General features: G+C 50.9%; 14 protein-coding genes and 3 pseudogenes. 14 read left to right on the forward strand and 3 right to left on the reverse strand.

Annotated elements, in window-relative coordinates; all coding sequences use genetic code 11:
• Positions 1–150: pseudogene (locus RY831_RS04150) on the reverse strand (ISAzo13-like element transposase-related protein); the annotation flags it as partial.
• Between the two features lie 155 nt (positions 151–305).
• Here RY831_RS04150 and RY831_RS04155 point away from each other — a divergent pair.
• The 14 genes and pseudogenes from RY831_RS04155 to RY831_RS04220 form a co-directional block, all read left to right on the forward strand.
• Complete coding sequence (locus RY831_RS04155; protein WP_326505073.1) at positions 306–1,124, forward strand: sterol desaturase family protein; 819 nt, start codon at positions 306–308, stop codon at positions 1,122–1,124.
• A gap of 248 nt (positions 1,125–1,372) precedes the next feature.
• Positions 1,373–1,690: a DUF6166 domain-containing protein gene (locus RY831_RS04160; RefSeq protein WP_326505074.1), complete on the forward strand. Its 318-nt coding sequence runs from the start codon at positions 1,373–1,375 to the stop codon at positions 1,688–1,690.
• 18 nt (positions 1,691–1,708) lie between these two features.
• On the forward strand, positions 1,709–2,470 hold the full coding sequence (locus RY831_RS04165; RefSeq protein WP_326505075.1) for an alpha/beta fold hydrolase: 762 nt from the start codon (positions 1,709–1,711) through the stop codon (positions 2,468–2,470).
• Positions 2,471–2,547: 77 nt separating this feature from the next.
• On the forward strand, positions 2,548–3,297 hold the full coding sequence (locus RY831_RS04170; protein WP_326505076.1) for an SDR family NAD(P)-dependent oxidoreductase: 750 nt from the start codon (positions 2,548–2,550) through the stop codon (positions 3,295–3,297).
• Positions 3,298–3,410: 113 nt separating this feature from the next.
• A complete protein-coding gene (locus RY831_RS04175; protein WP_326505077.1) occupies positions 3,411–4,745 on the forward strand; it encodes an ABC transporter substrate-binding protein in 1,335 nt (444 codons plus the stop codon).
• A 3-nt stretch (positions 4,746–4,748) separates the two neighbouring features.
• Positions 4,749–5,630: a branched-chain amino acid ABC transporter permease gene (locus RY831_RS04180; RefSeq protein ID WP_326505078.1), complete on the forward strand. Its 882-nt coding sequence runs from the start codon at positions 4,749–4,751 to the stop codon at positions 5,628–5,630.
• The gene (locus RY831_RS04185) at positions 5,627–6,652 is read left to right on the forward strand and encodes a branched-chain amino acid ABC transporter permease (RefSeq protein ID WP_326505079.1); all 1,026 of its coding nucleotides are present in this window, start codon (positions 5,627–5,629) and stop codon (positions 6,650–6,652) included. The genes RY831_RS04180 and RY831_RS04185 overlap by 4 nt, the downstream gene beginning before the upstream one ends.
• Positions 6,652–7,434 carry an ABC transporter ATP-binding protein gene (locus RY831_RS04190; RefSeq protein WP_326505080.1) on the forward strand — a complete coding sequence of 261 codons (783 nt, stop codon included), beginning with the start codon at positions 6,652–6,654 and terminating at the stop codon, positions 7,432–7,434. The genes RY831_RS04185 and RY831_RS04190 overlap by 1 nt, the downstream gene beginning before the upstream one ends.
• Positions 7,418–8,128 (forward strand): ABC transporter ATP-binding protein, encoded by a 711-nt coding sequence (locus tag RY831_RS04195; RefSeq protein WP_326505081.1) that lies wholly within the window; start codon positions 7,418–7,420, stop codon positions 8,126–8,128. The genes RY831_RS04190 and RY831_RS04195 overlap by 17 nt, the downstream gene beginning before the upstream one ends.
• A gap of 168 nt (positions 8,129–8,296) precedes the next feature.
• A complete protein-coding gene (locus RY831_RS04200; RefSeq protein ID WP_326505082.1) occupies positions 8,297–9,055 on the forward strand; it encodes a GntR family transcriptional regulator in 759 nt (252 codons plus the stop codon).
• A 170-nt stretch (positions 9,056–9,225) separates the two neighbouring features.
• Positions 9,226–10,875 carry an acyl-CoA synthetase gene (locus RY831_RS04205; protein ID WP_326505184.1) on the forward strand — a complete coding sequence of 550 codons (1,650 nt, stop codon included), beginning with the start codon at positions 9,226–9,228 and terminating at the stop codon, positions 10,873–10,875.
• 72 nt (positions 10,876–10,947) lie between these two features.
• Positions 10,948–11,146: pseudogene (locus tag RY831_RS04210) on the forward strand (transposase); the annotation flags it as partial.
• Positions 11,147–11,209: 63 nt separating this feature from the next.
• Positions 11,210–12,315 (forward strand): IS3 family transposase gene (locus RY831_RS04215; protein ID WP_437126211.1). Its coding sequence is split into 2 segments (ribosomal slippage): positions 11,210–11,468 and positions 11,468–12,315, totalling 1,107 coding nucleotides; the frame shifts between segments, so codons are not numbered across the junction.
• Between the two features lie 168 nt (positions 12,316–12,483).
• Positions 12,484–12,660: pseudogene (locus RY831_RS04220) on the forward strand (hydrolase); the annotation flags it as partial.
• A gap of 67 nt (positions 12,661–12,727) precedes the next feature.
• On the opposite strand, the gene istB reads toward RY831_RS04220, so the two are convergent.
• Positions 12,728–13,588: an IS21-like element helper ATPase IstB gene (istB, locus tag RY831_RS04225; RefSeq protein WP_326505083.1), complete on the reverse strand. Its 861-nt coding sequence runs from the start codon at positions 13,586–13,588 to the stop codon at positions 12,728–12,730.
• Positions 13,585–14,829 (reverse strand): IS21 family transposase, encoded by a 1,245-nt coding sequence (gene istA / locus RY831_RS04230; protein ID WP_326505084.1) that lies wholly within the window; start codon positions 14,827–14,829, stop codon positions 13,585–13,587. Before istA ends, istB begins: the two co-directional genes overlap by 4 nt.
• Positions 14,830–14,885: the final 56 nt, after the last annotated feature.

A 14,885-nucleotide genomic window follows, 5' to 3' on the forward strand; every position in this document is an offset into this window, starting at 1 on the left:
AATCAGGCTGATGATGACTTCATGGCTGATCAATGGCCGGCCGCGCCAGTTCTGGGTGATCTGCGAGAACATCCCGTGTTCGATCTTGTTCCATTTGCTCGCGCCCGGCGGGAAATGACACACTTGAATGCGCAGCCCCAACTCGTTTGCGCTTCCTCATTGCCCTTACATCGAAATTCGTCCAAGCGCCCGAATGCGCTTGCATTATCCGCGTCGCGAATGTATATTTCAGGCATACGTGATATATATATGTTGCCTTGAATTGTATCAAGAGATGCATAACCGTTCGACATCAGGAGAGCAAAATGGAAATCGCAGATAGTCCAATGGGCGAACGCCAACGCCGCTACCGAGCAATGTATCGAGAGAGAGTTACCGGTTGGTACAACGGGTACCTCCACGCCATCCTTCTCTTTGCTCCAGGAACGCTTGCCATAAGCATATATATAGCTAGCTTGGCGAATATTAAGTGGTGGGAATGGTTGGTGGTCCCGGTCGTTTTTCTGGGAGCACAATGGGTCGAGTACTTCATACACCGGTTCTTGGCACATAGGCCAAGTCGTTCTCCCTTCTGGAGATTGATTTATGTTCGGCATACCCTGATGCATCATCAATTCTTTACTGCAGAGGAAAGCCGATTTGCGACACATTTAGACTGGCGAGTCACCTTGTTCCCGCCGTTCACATTGGTCGTATTTACTCTTTTGCTAGTCCCGCCGTCCCTGTTAGCTGGCTGGTTCCTCTCTTCGAATGTCGGCTGGCTAATCATCGCTACAGGAACGGGAAACTACCTATTCTATGAATTGCTGCACTTCTGCTGCCATATCGATGATAACTTGTTCGTCCGTCATTGCCCGATCGTCAATACCGCTCGTCGTCACCATACCGCACATCATGAGATGTCCATCATGATGGAAAGAAACATGGGAATTGTGTTTCCATTTTGGGATTGGGCATACGGAACGTCGGACTTGGATAGGGGTTTACTAGGCCATCTTTTTAACGGCTACAGCACCAGGTATATCAAGAAAGATATGAGGCGAACCGTGCGTACGCCATATCTACTTACACGTCACCGACCGCACAGCGAGCCGCAGCACGCTCAGTCAGATACAAAAGCATAAGTGGAGTGGAGAGTGCCATGCCTATCACAAAGAGAATTCTGTTCACGATACTCGTAATTCTGGCTGGAGCGATCGGATACCTGATCGAGCTGCGGTCCGGGTCCGAAAATCTTGCAATCGCTATGGTTATTTTGACAGTGATGATGATCGTATCACTTTGGGCTCTATCGCCCGTTAATCGTGATGAAGACAAATAATTGAGATCTACAAGACTCACGTGAACGCGAAATCAAATCAAAGGAAATTCTATGAATATCTACACTGGAGAGAGAACGATTGATGGTGTCGTGGTCCGGTATGGCGGCAAGTTGCTACCGACATATGCCGACATTGTGAAGTTCTCTGACGGTGGCTTCGAATGGGGATATGAAGGAAACGCACCATTGCAACTTGCTTTCGCAATCGTCTACTCGCGAACACGGAATCTCGCCGAATCGCGAAGTTTAGCGCATCCTATGATGAAGGAAATTGTTGCTAATCTTGAGAATGAGTGGGAAATGCCTGTGGAGTTGCTCGATGAAGTCATCTCTGAACTAATGCAAAGTAAAGATTCACGACAAATTTGACGCAACGATAGAGGTTACATGAAACCGGATAACTTAACGACACCTCCAGATGTGATGTCGCTTCTGAATGACATCGAGATGAGGCAGCATGGTGAAGGTCGTTCAATGATAGTGCTGCATGGCCTTCAAAGCACCATGGACGTTTGGAATAATGTCATACAACGCTTGGAAGGATGGCGTGTTGTAATGTTAAATATGCCTGGGCGAGGACAGTCTAAACGCTGGAACAAAAGCGATGGCCCCATAGAGAACTTTTACAGTGTCGAACGTTATACAGACACGCTTTTCGCCCTGATTCAACGTATCGGTGAGCCAGTCACATTGGCAGGTTGGAGTATGGGCGCAATTGTCGCATTGCGATATGCGCAGAAATATGGGTTAGATGCGGTTGACCAGCTGATCCTATTATCCGGCGTCGCAAAAGTCGACGGGAACTGCTCTTCATTCAGGGGACGTACCGTATCGGAAGTCGTTATAGAAGCGCAAAACCGCTCGGAAGCCGCCGGGATGTTTAATGTGGCAGATCCGATCGCAGTAGCACATACCTGGTTTTCATTGCAACACCTTGATTTCAGGGGAACATTGAGCAGCATTGACAAGCCAACTGTCGTCATCCATGGAACCAATGATGCAGAGTGTCCCGCTAGTCAGGGAAAATTTATGGCCGAGCGAATTCCGTCTGCAGTCTGGGTTCCATTGGAACAGATTGATCATTTTGTGTTGAAACTCGCCCCGGAAGAGATAGTAATGGCGATACAGAACAACCGTTGCTCACATTGAGCATTTCCTTGTCCGACGATGCGGTTAGCAACTCAAAACTGTCGATTTAATACTAATGAACGAAGGAGATACGAAAAATGAGACTCAACAATAAAGTTGCAATCGTAACGGGTGGCGCAAATGGTATGGGAAAAAGCATTGCGCAGCTATTCGCCCTCGAAGGAGCAAAGGTAGTTGTCTGTGATGTACTGGAGGACGAGGGAACGCAAGTTGTCAATGAGCTCAAGAATAAAGGACTGAAAGCAGAGTTCATTAAGCTCAATGTTTCTCAGGAGAGCGAGTGGATCACAGCGATTGATGCAACCAAAAAGTCGTTCGGGAGGATCGATATCCTCGTAAACAACGCGGGTATAAGTGGCGCAGTGCCTGACCTAATGGACCTCGCCTATTTTGATCGCCTATGGGAAGTGAACGCGCGGGGTACATTCTTGGGAATGAAGTATTCGATTGACGAGATGGCAAAAAGCGGTGGAGGGGCTATTGTGAACATTTCCTCTGTTGCCAGCCTGGTTGCCCAACCCGTTGTCCATATGGGATATAACGCGGCAAAGGCCGGTATTCAGTTGATGACTAGGTCGGCCGCCGTGCAGTTTGCAGATAAAGGAATTCGCGTAAATTCAGTCCACCCGGGATGGATGCCTCCAATGCGCACCTCGGCGGTTAGTGCCGAACCAGGTGTACGAGTAAAGCTGCTTGAGGGAGTGCCAATGCAGCGCTTCGGTCGTGTGGAGGAAGTCGCGAATGCAGCTTTGTTTCTTGCCTCTGACGAAGCTTCGTACATTACAGGCACCCAGTTATTCGTCGATGGTGGCCTGACAGCCATGTAACAGAACCAACATTCATTTAATAGACCTGGCATTCACGTTAATGCACTGTATAGCGAAAGCCACACCTGTAAAGAGTTAAGCATACACGTCACTTATTCCAAGGAGACCTAAAAGTGAGCCGATCGATCATTTCCACAAAACGCAGGCAAATTCTAAAAACGCTTGGTGCCGGTGGAGCACTAAGCGCCACTGGTCTGTTATCTATTCCTGCTTATGCTAAGAATAAACCTCTTCGAATTGGCATTCTTGCTCCACGAACCGGTGTGGCTGCTACGATCGGGGAATGCGGCATCCGCGCCGTTGAGTGGGGCGTGGCCCGCTTAAATGCACAAGGCGGAATCGGCGGGCGTAAAGTTGAGCTCGTTATACAGGAAGAAACCTCCCCTAAGGAAACCATCGATCGGTATCGAAAGTTGATTCTGCAAGACCAAGTAGATACGATACATGGAGTTATGTCTTCAGGCGTGAGCCTTGCGCTTGCTCCGTTAGCAGAGCAGTCAAAAACGGTAACAATGTTGTGGGACGGAACCACTCAAGACGGTGTCAAGGAGATGGTTCCATATCCAAAGTACTTGTTCAAATCCGCCGGAAATGAAGTGGATGCAGTCATGGCATCTTTACAAGCCGTAAAACTCTACGGTGGTCAGATCAAGAACATTGCAGGAGTGAACGTAGACTACACATATGGCCGGACTACTTGGACAACATTTCTTGCAATACTGAAAAAATTTGGCATTGAACCTAATATCGTTTCCGAGCAATGGGTCAAGATAGGCACAATGGATTTGACCTCAAATATCGCCGTCTTGAAGGCAGCTAAGCCAGATCTAATTTTCTCATCGATGTTCTTTGCAGATCTACCGATATTCATGCAGCAAGCACATAACGCCGGACTAACAGAGAATGCGAAATTTGTGCTGCCGGTTGGGGGTGTTCAGCAGACAGCATTGAAGAAACAGTTTACCCCTGAAGGTCTTATTCTGGGCCATAGTACTTTTTACTTTGACGATAAAGAAGGATCGCAACTTCAAAAGGAATTTGTCAAATGGTATGTTGACAAATATAAAGAGCATCCTCATTTTGAGGCTGAGCGCGCTTACTTCTGTTTGGCAATGTACAAGGCGGGAGTTGAGAAGGCCTTGTCAGCTAAGCCCAATGCATGGCCATCTTCGTCGGAGGTCGCGCAAGCAATTCCTGGTAATAAGGTTGAGTCGCTAGGCGGAATTGGCTATATGCGTCCCGACCATATTCCCAATCAAACGTTCTACCAGGGACTTTCCACACATAAGAACGACTACGACTTCGTTACTCTCGGATCAGTCAATAAGATGAGCGCGGAAATAATTCAGAAGCCGGCCGAATTAGAGTACTGGGATTGGCTGGATAAGGCAGATTTTAAAGTAGAGGTCGGGAGACCGAAGGGAAGCTTCGTGCAGAAAAAAGGATAAAGTATGTCTTCCATCCTCAATATTCTACTGGCCGGCGTATTCCATGCAGCGACACTTTTTCTAGTAACAGCCGGCCTCCAACTAATTTTCGGGGTTCAGCGAATCCTTAATCTTGCCTGTGGCTCCATATATGCTCTAGGTGCATATGTAGGCATTACTTTGACGACCTGGGCATTGGCAAATGGATTGCCGCCTTACCTTTTCCCGTTGGTTCTTCTGGTCGCAGGACTAGTATCGGGTTTGATCGGTATCCCGCTCGAACGATTAATACGATCGGTTTATCGGCGACCGGAGGCATTCCAATTGTTGCTCACTTTCTCATTGATCCTCATCTTTCAGGACGTGATCTGGTTCTTTTGGGGGGCAGAGCCGCAGCAACTATCTAATCTGACCATGACGTACGGCACCATTTCAGTTATGGGCGTGACCATGCCAACCTATAACATAATGCTAATCGCTGTCGCTGTTCTCTTCGCCATAGGGTTGAACTATTACTTGAATGCTACTCGGTCGGGAAAAATACTGCGAGCAACGGCGGAGAACCACGAAACTGGTGCAGCGATGGCAATTGATGTTAAGCGGGTATACGTTTGGGTATTCACTTTAGGAACTACACTTGGAACGCTTGGCGGCGCGCTCGTCATCCCAACTACTGCTGCTACGCTCCAAATGGGGGTGGAACTCGTAGTGGAAGCATTCGCAGTCATTGTATTGGGAGGGTTAGGTAGTATGAAGGGGGCGATTGTAGGGGCTTTGATTGTGGGTGTGATTCGAGCCATTGCTTTGTTTGTCTACCCTGAAGTAGAAGTGCTTGCGATATATGCAATTGTATTAGCCGTCTTAATTTGGAAGCCATCCGGCCTCTATGGAAAGGTAGAAGCATGAATACCTCTATAACCACTATAGACAACTCTGTTAAATCGCCGGTGCAATCTCGAAAAGGCATTGGAGGTAAGATTGTACTAATAAGTTTTATAGTCGCGTTTGCCTTGGCGCCTCAAGTTATCGGCCATTATTATATAACGCTCCTTATCCCGTTTTTCGCCTACGCTATCACGCTGCTCGGTTTTAATCTGTTGTTCGGGTATGGCGGACTTCTCTCATTTGGTCATGCACTTTTCGTCGCAGTCGGTGCGTACGCAGCAGCGACGCTAGCCTTAAATACCGGGATGGTGTCGTTTGAACTAATGTTGTGCGCAGCCGTAGGCGCAGCATTAATAATTGCTACACCAATCGCCATCTTGGCGAGCCGATATACCGGAATTTTTTTCGGTATGCTGACACTCGCGTTTGGTATGCTCTTCTATACCTTCCTCAATAAGTTCTACGACATTACAGGAGGCGATGGCGGCCTGATGTTGCCACGTCCTACTCTTCTCGGAGTGAATTTTGAGAGCGCCAATAACTTCGAGTTTCTTGCTGGGCCGTTCTATTATTATTGTTTGGTATTGGTACTGCTTTTGGGCTGGATAATGTGGCGCGTCGTACATTCTCCCTATGGCCTCCACTTAATGGCTTCCCGTGATAACGCCGTTAAGGCGACATATCTTGGCGTAAAAGTGCGGGAAGTTCGCGCAATTGCGTTTATTGTGTCAGCTTTATATGGGGCGATTGGGGGGGTGATCCTGGGAGTTAATACAGGCCTGGCAGATCCTGAGCTGGCCTACTGGGTGAATTCCGGTTATCTGGTATTTATGACCGTGTTGGGTGGGTACCATGAATTCATAGGTCCTGTAATTGGCGCGTTAGTTTTCATTTTGCTGCAAGATGAATTGTCTACCGTTACACAGCATTGGCGGTTTTTTCTCGGAGTTGTATTAGCAGTCCTGGTGATCGCTTTGCCTGGTGGAATTTCGGGAGGTTTTCGTAGCGCCATACACAGAGTAAGAACTAAAGGAGCACGCTAATGCAACGAGAAAAGATGCTTTTACGGGCCGTGAATATTTCGCGTCATTACGGTGATTTCCGTGCATTAGAACATGTAGATCTGTCGTTATCGACGGGTGAGTTTGTTTCAGTTGTGGGCCCGAATGGTGCTGGTAAATCAACGTTAGTCAATGTACTGACAGGCCTGCACCAGCCGACGACAGGAAGGGTCTATTTCCGAGGTGATGATATCGCAGGGGTTGGCGCAGTGGAATTGGCTACCTGTGGTCTCGCACGGGCATTTCAACTAGCAAATGTATTCCTGGATTTAACGGTTCGACAGACGATCGCTGTGTCGGCTAGTTCATATCTAAAGCTCCGTCGGAGCGCGTTTGTCAATCTTATGGGACATGGCGAGGTTGATGGGATTGTAAGACGCGTTGCCCAGGCTTTCGAGCTGACACCCTGGTTAGATGTGAAAGCTCGGGCGCTTCCTCATGGCAGACGCAAATTGCTCGACGTAGCAAGTGCGTTTGCTCTCCATCCTAAAGTAATACTGCTGGACGAGCCAACTGCCGGTGTTTCTACTGCCGACAAACATGGTGTCATGGAAACCCTACTTAGCGCCTCAAAAACTTTGGGAGTCGAAGCAATCGTGCTGGTCGAGCATGATATGGATTTAGTGTCACGATATTCGACACGAATCATAGCCATGCAAGCTGGAAAGAAAATCGCGGATCTGCCGCGAGACGAATTTTTTCAAAATGAGGAAGTTGTCTCAATTGTAATTGGCAAAGGTGCGGCAAATGTCTCTTGCGCTTAATAACGTCCATGTTTCTATCCTGGGAAATTCTGTTCTGAGAGGAATATCCATCAACGTAGAGCCTGGAGAATTGGTGTGTCTGGTTGGCCGCAACGGTGCAGGAAAAACGACCACCATACGGTCGATTATGGGCTTTCAGCAGATACAGCAAGGCAAGATATTTTGGAATACTAAATCCATTATTGGCATGACTGCCCATCAAATTGCAAGACTCGGGCTGGGATATACGCCGGAAGGAAGTGATGTATTTGGCGATTTGACGGTCGAAGATAACATCGCTTTGCCCACTTGGACGCGCAAAACCAAGGTGTCTGCGCAAGCGCGAATCGATGAAGCTTATGCAGTTTTCCCGAAGTTGAGGCAGTATTTGCATCGCGGTGGTCAACAGCTTTCCGGAGGTGAAAGAAAAATGGTTTCCATCGCGAGAGCACTCGCTCTGGATCCAGATATGTTATTACTTGATGAAGCATTCGAAGGCCTTTCGCCAGCGATCATTCCGACTATCAGCACAGGCCTGCAACATATTCTCAAACGCGGGCGTGCGGTACTGCTCGCAGAATCCAATTTTTATCATTTGCCTCGTTTTGCCGATCGGCTGTACGTTATCGAACGAGGAGAGATCATTTTCGAAGGTACGGTAGCGCAGGTGGAAAATGATGCAGCTACTATGAGAGTGATCAAGGGCACTGATTAAGTTCTCTTTTCGAGACACCGGTCAGAGTTACCGCGAAGGAGAAACGCAGAACGACTCAAAATTGGAAAGTATAATTTCTCAATAGATGAAATGTGTACTGCTTCAGATGTTAAATAAATCGGATTTATTTCGTTTGTAACAAACTAGCATAAGCGTAGGGTCATTGTAATGGGCTACCCAAAAAAAGCATTGAACGAACCAAAGGATTCTAAGAGAACAAGTGGCTCGCTCGAACTGTCGCTATCAAACCAAAGAGCAAAAGGAAAGCTCAACCCTCGATCCGAAAAGAGAAGCATGGCTGACCAAGCCTACGAACAAATAGAGGAAGCTATAGTGACATTGAAATTGGCGCCTGGAATGTCAATTTCAGAGCTTGAGCTTAGCGAATTGACTGGAATTGGAAGGACTCCCATACGCGAGGCTATACAGCGGCTTTCTAGAGAGGGGTTGATTACAGTGCTGCCAAAACGTGGACTGTTGATCGCTCCTCTTGATCTGATGAAGCAAATGAAGCTGTTGGAAGCCCGCCGAGAGTTTGAGGGATTGATATGTCGTGCGGCAGCGATGCGCGCTACAGCCTCAGAAAAGCAGCAATTTGCGCGCCTTACTAAGGAGTTTCTGTCTGCGGCTAAGTCAAAGGACAGTATTGCATTTGCCAGAGCGGACAAAGAGTTTAATGAATTATGTCTGGTAGCGGCCAGAAATGAGTACGCTGAAGGCGCCATGCGTTTGTTACTTGGTCTATCCCGGAGATTTTGGTACTTTCATCAGGGCGTCAGCAAGGATTGGGCTGAGATGGCGTTGCTACATGCGAATTTGGCCCACGCTATTTCTAAAGGAGAGGTGGCTAAGGCTCAGGATGCCGTTGATGAATTGATTAAGAACGTGGAGAAGTTCGCAACGGCGACGCTGACTAACTCAATTTGATGGTATGTAATCTATCAATTGATTAATTAATTAATCAATACGACTTATGCGTTCACCTTTCTGAGCCACTAAGAGCGCTGTGCAAATGACGTGTGATACATGCGGCATGGATGCCTCGATGTGAGTCTAGCAGCGTTATTACCCACAACAAGAACGATCTAGGAAACTTGATAATGTCCATTTTCGACCAAGACTTGCCGCAAACATCGGCCAACTATGCGGCGATTTCACCCCTGTCTTTTATTGAACGCAGCGCGCAAGTTTACCCTCAGCGTCTGGCAGTCGTGCATGGCTCGGGGCCGTCCGCCTTGCGATATACGTGGTCTGAACTGTACCGTCGATGCCGCCAGCTGGCCAGTGCTCTTTCTCTGGACGGCATAGGAAAAGGCGATACTGTGGCCGTAATGCTGCCCAACACACCGCCCATGGTCGAAGCGCATTTTGGCATCCCTATGGTGGGGGCCGTGCTAAACACGCTGAATACTCGCCTCGACGCAGAAACAATTGCGTTCATGCTGGACCATGGTGAGGCTAAAGTCGTTATTGTTGACACGGAATTCGCCCCTGTCATGCGCAAGGCGCTGACACTGCGCAAGTCGACGACTTTCCTCAATGTCATAAATGTGACTGATACGTTCTATACCGGCTTAAACCAGCCTGTAGGCAAGCTGGAGTATGAGGATTACATTGCAGGCGGCGATCCGGAATTTGATTGGGAGCTTCCGGATGACGAATGGAGCGCTATTGCACTGAATTACACCAGCGGCACGACGGGAAATCCTAAAGGGGTGGTTTACCATCACCGGGGAGCGGCGACAGCAGCCGTCTCCGTTATCCTGGAATGGGACCTACCGAAGCACCCGGTTTTTTTATGGACGTTACCTATGTTTCACTGTAACGGCTGGTGCTTTCCATGGACTATCGCCGCGCGGGCTGGGGTTAATGTATGCTTGCGACGGGTTGAAGCACAGGCCGTTTTCGACGCAATGCGCGAAAACGGCGTCACCCACTATTGCGGCGCCCCTGTTGTGCACGCCATGCTGGTCGATGCCCCAGACGCTATGAAAGAAGGCGTTGCTTCCGGTATCAGAGCCATGGTGGCGGGAGCAGCACCGCCGGCTTCTATGATAGAAGGCATGGAGCGCATGGGCTTTAATCTGCTGCACGTGTACGGGTTAACTGAAGTTTATGGTCCAGCGACAGTCTGTGCTAAGCAAGAAGCTTGGAGCAGTCTGGAAATCGGCGAACGCGCTCGCCTGAACGCCCGTCAAGGCGTGTCCTATCATCTTGAACGCGGCATTGCGGTAATGGATCCGGCGACTATGAAGCCCGTGCCGGCCGACGGCGAAACCATGGGGGAAATCATGTTCCGCGGGAACATGACCATGAAGGGATACCTCAAGAATCCCAAGGCTACTCAGGAGGCATTGCATGGTGGATGGTTTCACAGCGGTGACCTGGCTGTGATGGATCCTGATGGCTACGTCAGGATCAAGGATCGCAGTAAAGACATCATAATATCGGGTGGTGAAAATATTTCTTCGATCGAAGTTGAAGACGTGTTGTATCGTCATCCGGCCGTTCTTGCAGCGGCAGTGGTAGCACAGCCTGATTCACAATGGGGCGAGACACCATGCGCTTTCATCGAACTGAAGCAGAACGCAAAAGTCAGCTCCGAAGAAATCATCGCGCATTGCAAAAAACACTTGGCGAGCTTCAAAGCGCCTAAGGCGGTGGTGTTCTGTGAGCTCCCTAAGACCTCAACTGGCAAGATCCAGAAGTTTGAGTTGCGCAAGCAGGCGAATGCAATTGCGTCGTGAAATTATCCGGTAATCCCCCCGGCTAAAAGAGGCGATCGGAAGTAGAATTTTCTCGTTTAGGGAGAGTTCTGCATGAAGAAGTCGAAGTTCAGCGACAGCCAGATGCCAGATCATTGAGGCGCTCAGGCGGATGGAAGGCGGACTGGTGGTGCCGGAGTTATGCCGGGAGCTAGGGATCAGTTCGGCGACGTTTTATAAATGGCGTGCCAGGTATGGTGGGATGGACACGTCAATGATGGCGAGGATGAAGGAACTGGAAGCGGAGAACGCACTGACCTGCCACCTTAATTTAGTACGGCGCTAATATGGAAACTGCCTACTGAAGGAGGCAGTGATGAAACAGCGTTTTACTGAAGAGCAAATAATTGGCGTATTGAAAGAGGCTGAGGCCGGCCTGAAGGTGGCCGAGGTATGCCGCAAGTACGGCATCAGTGATGCGACCTATTACAACTGGAAATCGAAGTTTGGCGGGATGACAGTTGCTGAAGCACAGCGACTCAAGGCACTGGAAGCGGAGAATGCCAAGCTGAAGAAACTGCTGGCCGAATCAATGCTCGACAATGCAGCGTTACGCGATGTTGTGAGTCGAAAGTGGTAAGCCCGCAAGCCAGGCGTGACGCGGTGACGTATTTGATGGCGGTTCACCAGTTAGGCATTACACGCGCTTGCGGGCTGATTGGTATCTCCAGGTCTCTCTACCGGTATCAGGCAAGACGGCCAGATGACTGGGAACTGCTGCAGCGCTTGACGACACTGGCTGGACAGAAGCGACGCTATGGCTATCGCCGCCTGCATGTGTTGCTGTGCCGAGAAGGATGGCGCATCAACCGTAAGCGGACGTACCGGATATACCGTGCAGCCGGGCTGATGGTACGTCGGCGTAAGCGCAAACACATCGCTGCAGTTGAACGTCAGCCAAAGCATGCTGCAATGGCGCCGAATCACAGTTGGTCGATGGATTTTGTATCGGATGGGTTCGTCAACGGCAGACGATTACGGTGCCTGAACATCGTCGATGACTTTACCAAGGAATGCCTGACCATTGAAGTCGACACGTCGCTCACTGGACGACGGGTAGTGACCGTATTGGAAAGGCTCGCAGAAAGCCGTGGACTGCCGAAGTCAGTGACCGTAGACAATGGGCCAGAATTTGCCGGCAAGGTACTCGACGAATGGGCTTATCGACAGCATCTGCAGTTGCGCTTTATCGATCCCGGCAAGCCGCAGCAGAATGCGTGCATCGAAAGCTTCAATGGCAAGTTCAGGGATGAATGCTTGAACGAGCACTGGTTTTTATCGGTACGGCATGCACGCAAAGTCATCGGCACATGGCGTCAGGAATACAACGACGAACGGCCGCAGAGTTCGCTTGGCTACCTGACGCCTAACCGCTTTGCACAAAGATTTCTAACCGCAGTTTACATCGCGGTTTCGGACTAAATTGGGTAGCAGGTCACGAGGACAAGATTCGGCAAGCGATGCTAGATCTGCGCAGCGGCGCCTTTGGTCAGATTCAGCAGGCTACCTAGGCATCCCTTAAGTTTTACGATTTTTCGTCATGCACTTCCACCAGAGGTGCGTTCCATTTAACTACGCAAGGAGATTGCTATGAATACACCATACAAACGTCTGGACAAGAACGACGCAGCAGTACTGTTAGTAGATCATCAGGCAGGCCTGTTGTCTCTTGTTCGTGATATTGACCCGGATAAATTCAAAAACAACGTGCTGGCCCTGGCCGATTTGGCCAAGTATTTCAAGCTGCCCACCATTTTGACGACCAGTTGTCAATGCCGCACGTAATTTCCTCATATCTGCCGAAGTAAATTTCCCCACCCTTGGCAGTGGGAAGTCAACCCGGCAGTGACGCGGCTTCCTCCCTTTTGGGACGGCCGGGCCGGCGCTTTTCCGGTGCAGGGCTACCCATTTCATTGAATGCAGGACGGTTGCGTAAGTGCTCTGGAATCAGGGCGGCATGTTCCCGCAGCCGGTACGAATTGCCTTCAATGGGAATGACGATCGCATGGTGTAGTAACCGATCTAGCAGCGCAGTGGCCACAACTGGATCGCCGAAGATCTCGCCCCATTCACTAAAGCCACGATTGCTGGTCAGGATCATCGCGCAGCGCTCGTAGCAGGCATTGACCAGCTGGAAGAACAGATTGCCGCCGGTCGAGCCCAACGCCAGGTAACCAATCTCGTCAACGATGAGCACGCTGTGGCGCGACAGGAACTTCACCCGCTCACGCAGCTTGCCTTCGCGCTCGGCCTTGCGCATGGAATCAACCAGCTCGGCCAGTGTGGCAAAGTACACGCTCTTACCAGCCCTGATGGCTTCTACACCGAGTGCCACGGCAAGGTGGCTCTTCCCTGTTCCGGGTGGCCCAAGGAAGTGCACGCACTGGCGTCGCTCAATGAACCCCAGTTCCGCCAGCGCCATGACACGGCTGCGCTCCAGCGAGGGCTGGAAGCTGAAGTCGTAACCGGCGAGCGTCTTGAGCACTGTCAGGCGTGCAGTCTGCAAAGCGATCTTGATGCGTCGACTCTCGCGTGTACTGTACTCCTCGCCCAGCAAGGCTTCGATGGCTTCCAGGGCAGTAAGCTGCCCTTGTTCGATCTGTGACTGCACCGTCTGCAAAGCCTCCAGCGCGCGAGGCATCTTCAAACCAATCAGATGCCGACGGATGCGTTCGGCAATGGGTTCGTGGGTCATCGCTGACCTCCGATCTGCCGTGCAATAAAGTCATAGACAGCCAGCGGTCGCTGGGCAACAGCATGGCCAGGCGGTAGCACAATGGCATCCGGCTTCTCGCGCTGCATGATCCGCTGCAGTACCCGGTGGCCCGCCAGGACTGAGCGCTCGCGCCGGCCCGCCAGCCGCGCATGGGTAGCGATCAAGGCGCCGTCCTCGAAGATGCGCACGCTATCAGGCGTGGTCTCCACATCGAGTATCCGCTTCCTGGTGCCGTCTGGCACGCTGTAGTAGTTGCCGCCAACGCTGACACAGCCTTCGTGGCTAACACGCCGCTCGACGCGCAGTACCGCTTCAAACCGACCAGCCGGCAAGGGTTGCAGTTGCGGCTGCTCCTCTCGGAAGTGCTCCACGACGACGCGCCCAGTCGTGCCATGGCAACGTACATTGGCCACCGTATCGAGCCAGTGGCGTAGTTGACGGTTCATGTCATCGATGTCCTCGAAACTGCGTGCCATGAAGAAGTCGGCACGGATATAGCGGTAGGGACGCTCGACCTTGCCCTTGGTCTTGGCTCGATACGCCTGGCAGGCACGCGGCAGGAAGCCGTAATGAGTCCCGCACGCCAGCAGCTTGGCGTTGTAGACGATGCCTTCGCCGCTGTCATCCTCTCCCAGTACCGCCGTCTTCATGCGGTCATACAGGATCTCCCGTGGTACACCGCCGAAATGGGCAAACGCTTCCATGTGGCAGCGCAGGACCGTTGGCAGGTCCTGGTGCAGAACGAATTGGCCCCACAGGTAACGACTGTGGCCCAGCACCATGGCAAACAGCCAGACTCGGCGTACGGGCCCCTGGTTGCCAAAGCAGACCTTGAACTCGGCAAAGTCGACCTGCGCCTGTTCGCCGGGTGGCGTTTCAAATCGGACTTCAAAGATGGGCGTCGGCGGCGGGCGTACTGTGCGCAGGAAATCGTTGACTGCCGTGCGGCCACCCGCGTAGCCCTGCGCCCGAATCTCCCGTAGCAGCCGCTCACCAGTGAGTTCCGGCCAAGCAGCCACGCGTTCGCGTAAATAGGCTTCGTAAGGTTCAACTACCGTTGGACGAGGGTGGCGCGGCTTGTACTTCGGCGTTGCCAATCCCTCGCGAATGTACTTGCGCACAGTCTTACGATCATGCCCGGTCCGCTCCGCAATTGCCGATACCGACAGGCCTTGCCGGTGCAATTCGAGAATCATCATCCACTCCTTTAACTTGACCACTTGCTCTCCTACCGGCAATCAACATGCCGTCATGGTGGAGCAAGTAGAAAGCGGGC

Source organism: Noviherbaspirillum album, from assembly GCF_035916955.1.
Lineage (GTDB): Bacteria > Pseudomonadota > Gammaproteobacteria > Burkholderiales > Burkholderiaceae_D > Noviherbaspirillum > Noviherbaspirillum album.

Excerpts from the sequence above, each read along its gene's own strand:
- RY831_RS04200 (WP_326505082.1), top strand. The coding sequence starts at position 8,297 with ATGGGCTACCCAAAAAAAGCATTGAACGAACCAAAGGATTCTAAGAGA.
- RY831_RS04165 (WP_326505075.1), top strand. The coding sequence starts at position 1,709 with ATGAAACCGGATAACTTAACGACACCTCCAGATGTGATGTCGCTTCTG.
- RY831_RS04160 (WP_326505074.1), top strand. The coding sequence starts at position 1,373 with ATGAATATCTACACTGGAGAGAGAACGATTGATGGTGTCGTGGTCCGG.
- RY831_RS04180 (WP_326505078.1), top strand. The coding sequence starts at position 4,749 with ATGTCTTCCATCCTCAATATTCTACTGGCCGGCGTATTCCATGCAGCG.
- RY831_RS04195 (WP_326505081.1), top strand. The coding sequence starts at position 7,418 with ATGTCTCTTGCGCTTAATAACGTCCATGTTTCTATCCTGGGAAATTCT.
- RY831_RS04190 (WP_326505080.1), top strand. The coding sequence starts at position 6,652 with ATGCAACGAGAAAAGATGCTTTTACGGGCCGTGAATATTTCGCGTCAT.
- RY831_RS04155 (WP_326505073.1), top strand. The coding sequence starts at position 306 with ATGGAAATCGCAGATAGTCCAATGGGCGAACGCCAACGCCGCTACCGA.
- RY831_RS04185 (WP_326505079.1), top strand. The coding sequence starts at position 5,627 with ATGAATACCTCTATAACCACTATAGACAACTCTGTTAAATCGCCGGTG.
- istB (WP_326505083.1), bottom strand. The coding sequence starts at position 13,588 with ATGACCCACGAACCCATTGCCGAACGCATCCGTCGGCATCTGATTGGT.
- RY831_RS04170 (WP_326505076.1), top strand. The coding sequence starts at position 2,548 with ATGAGACTCAACAATAAAGTTGCAATCGTAACGGGTGGCGCAAATGGT.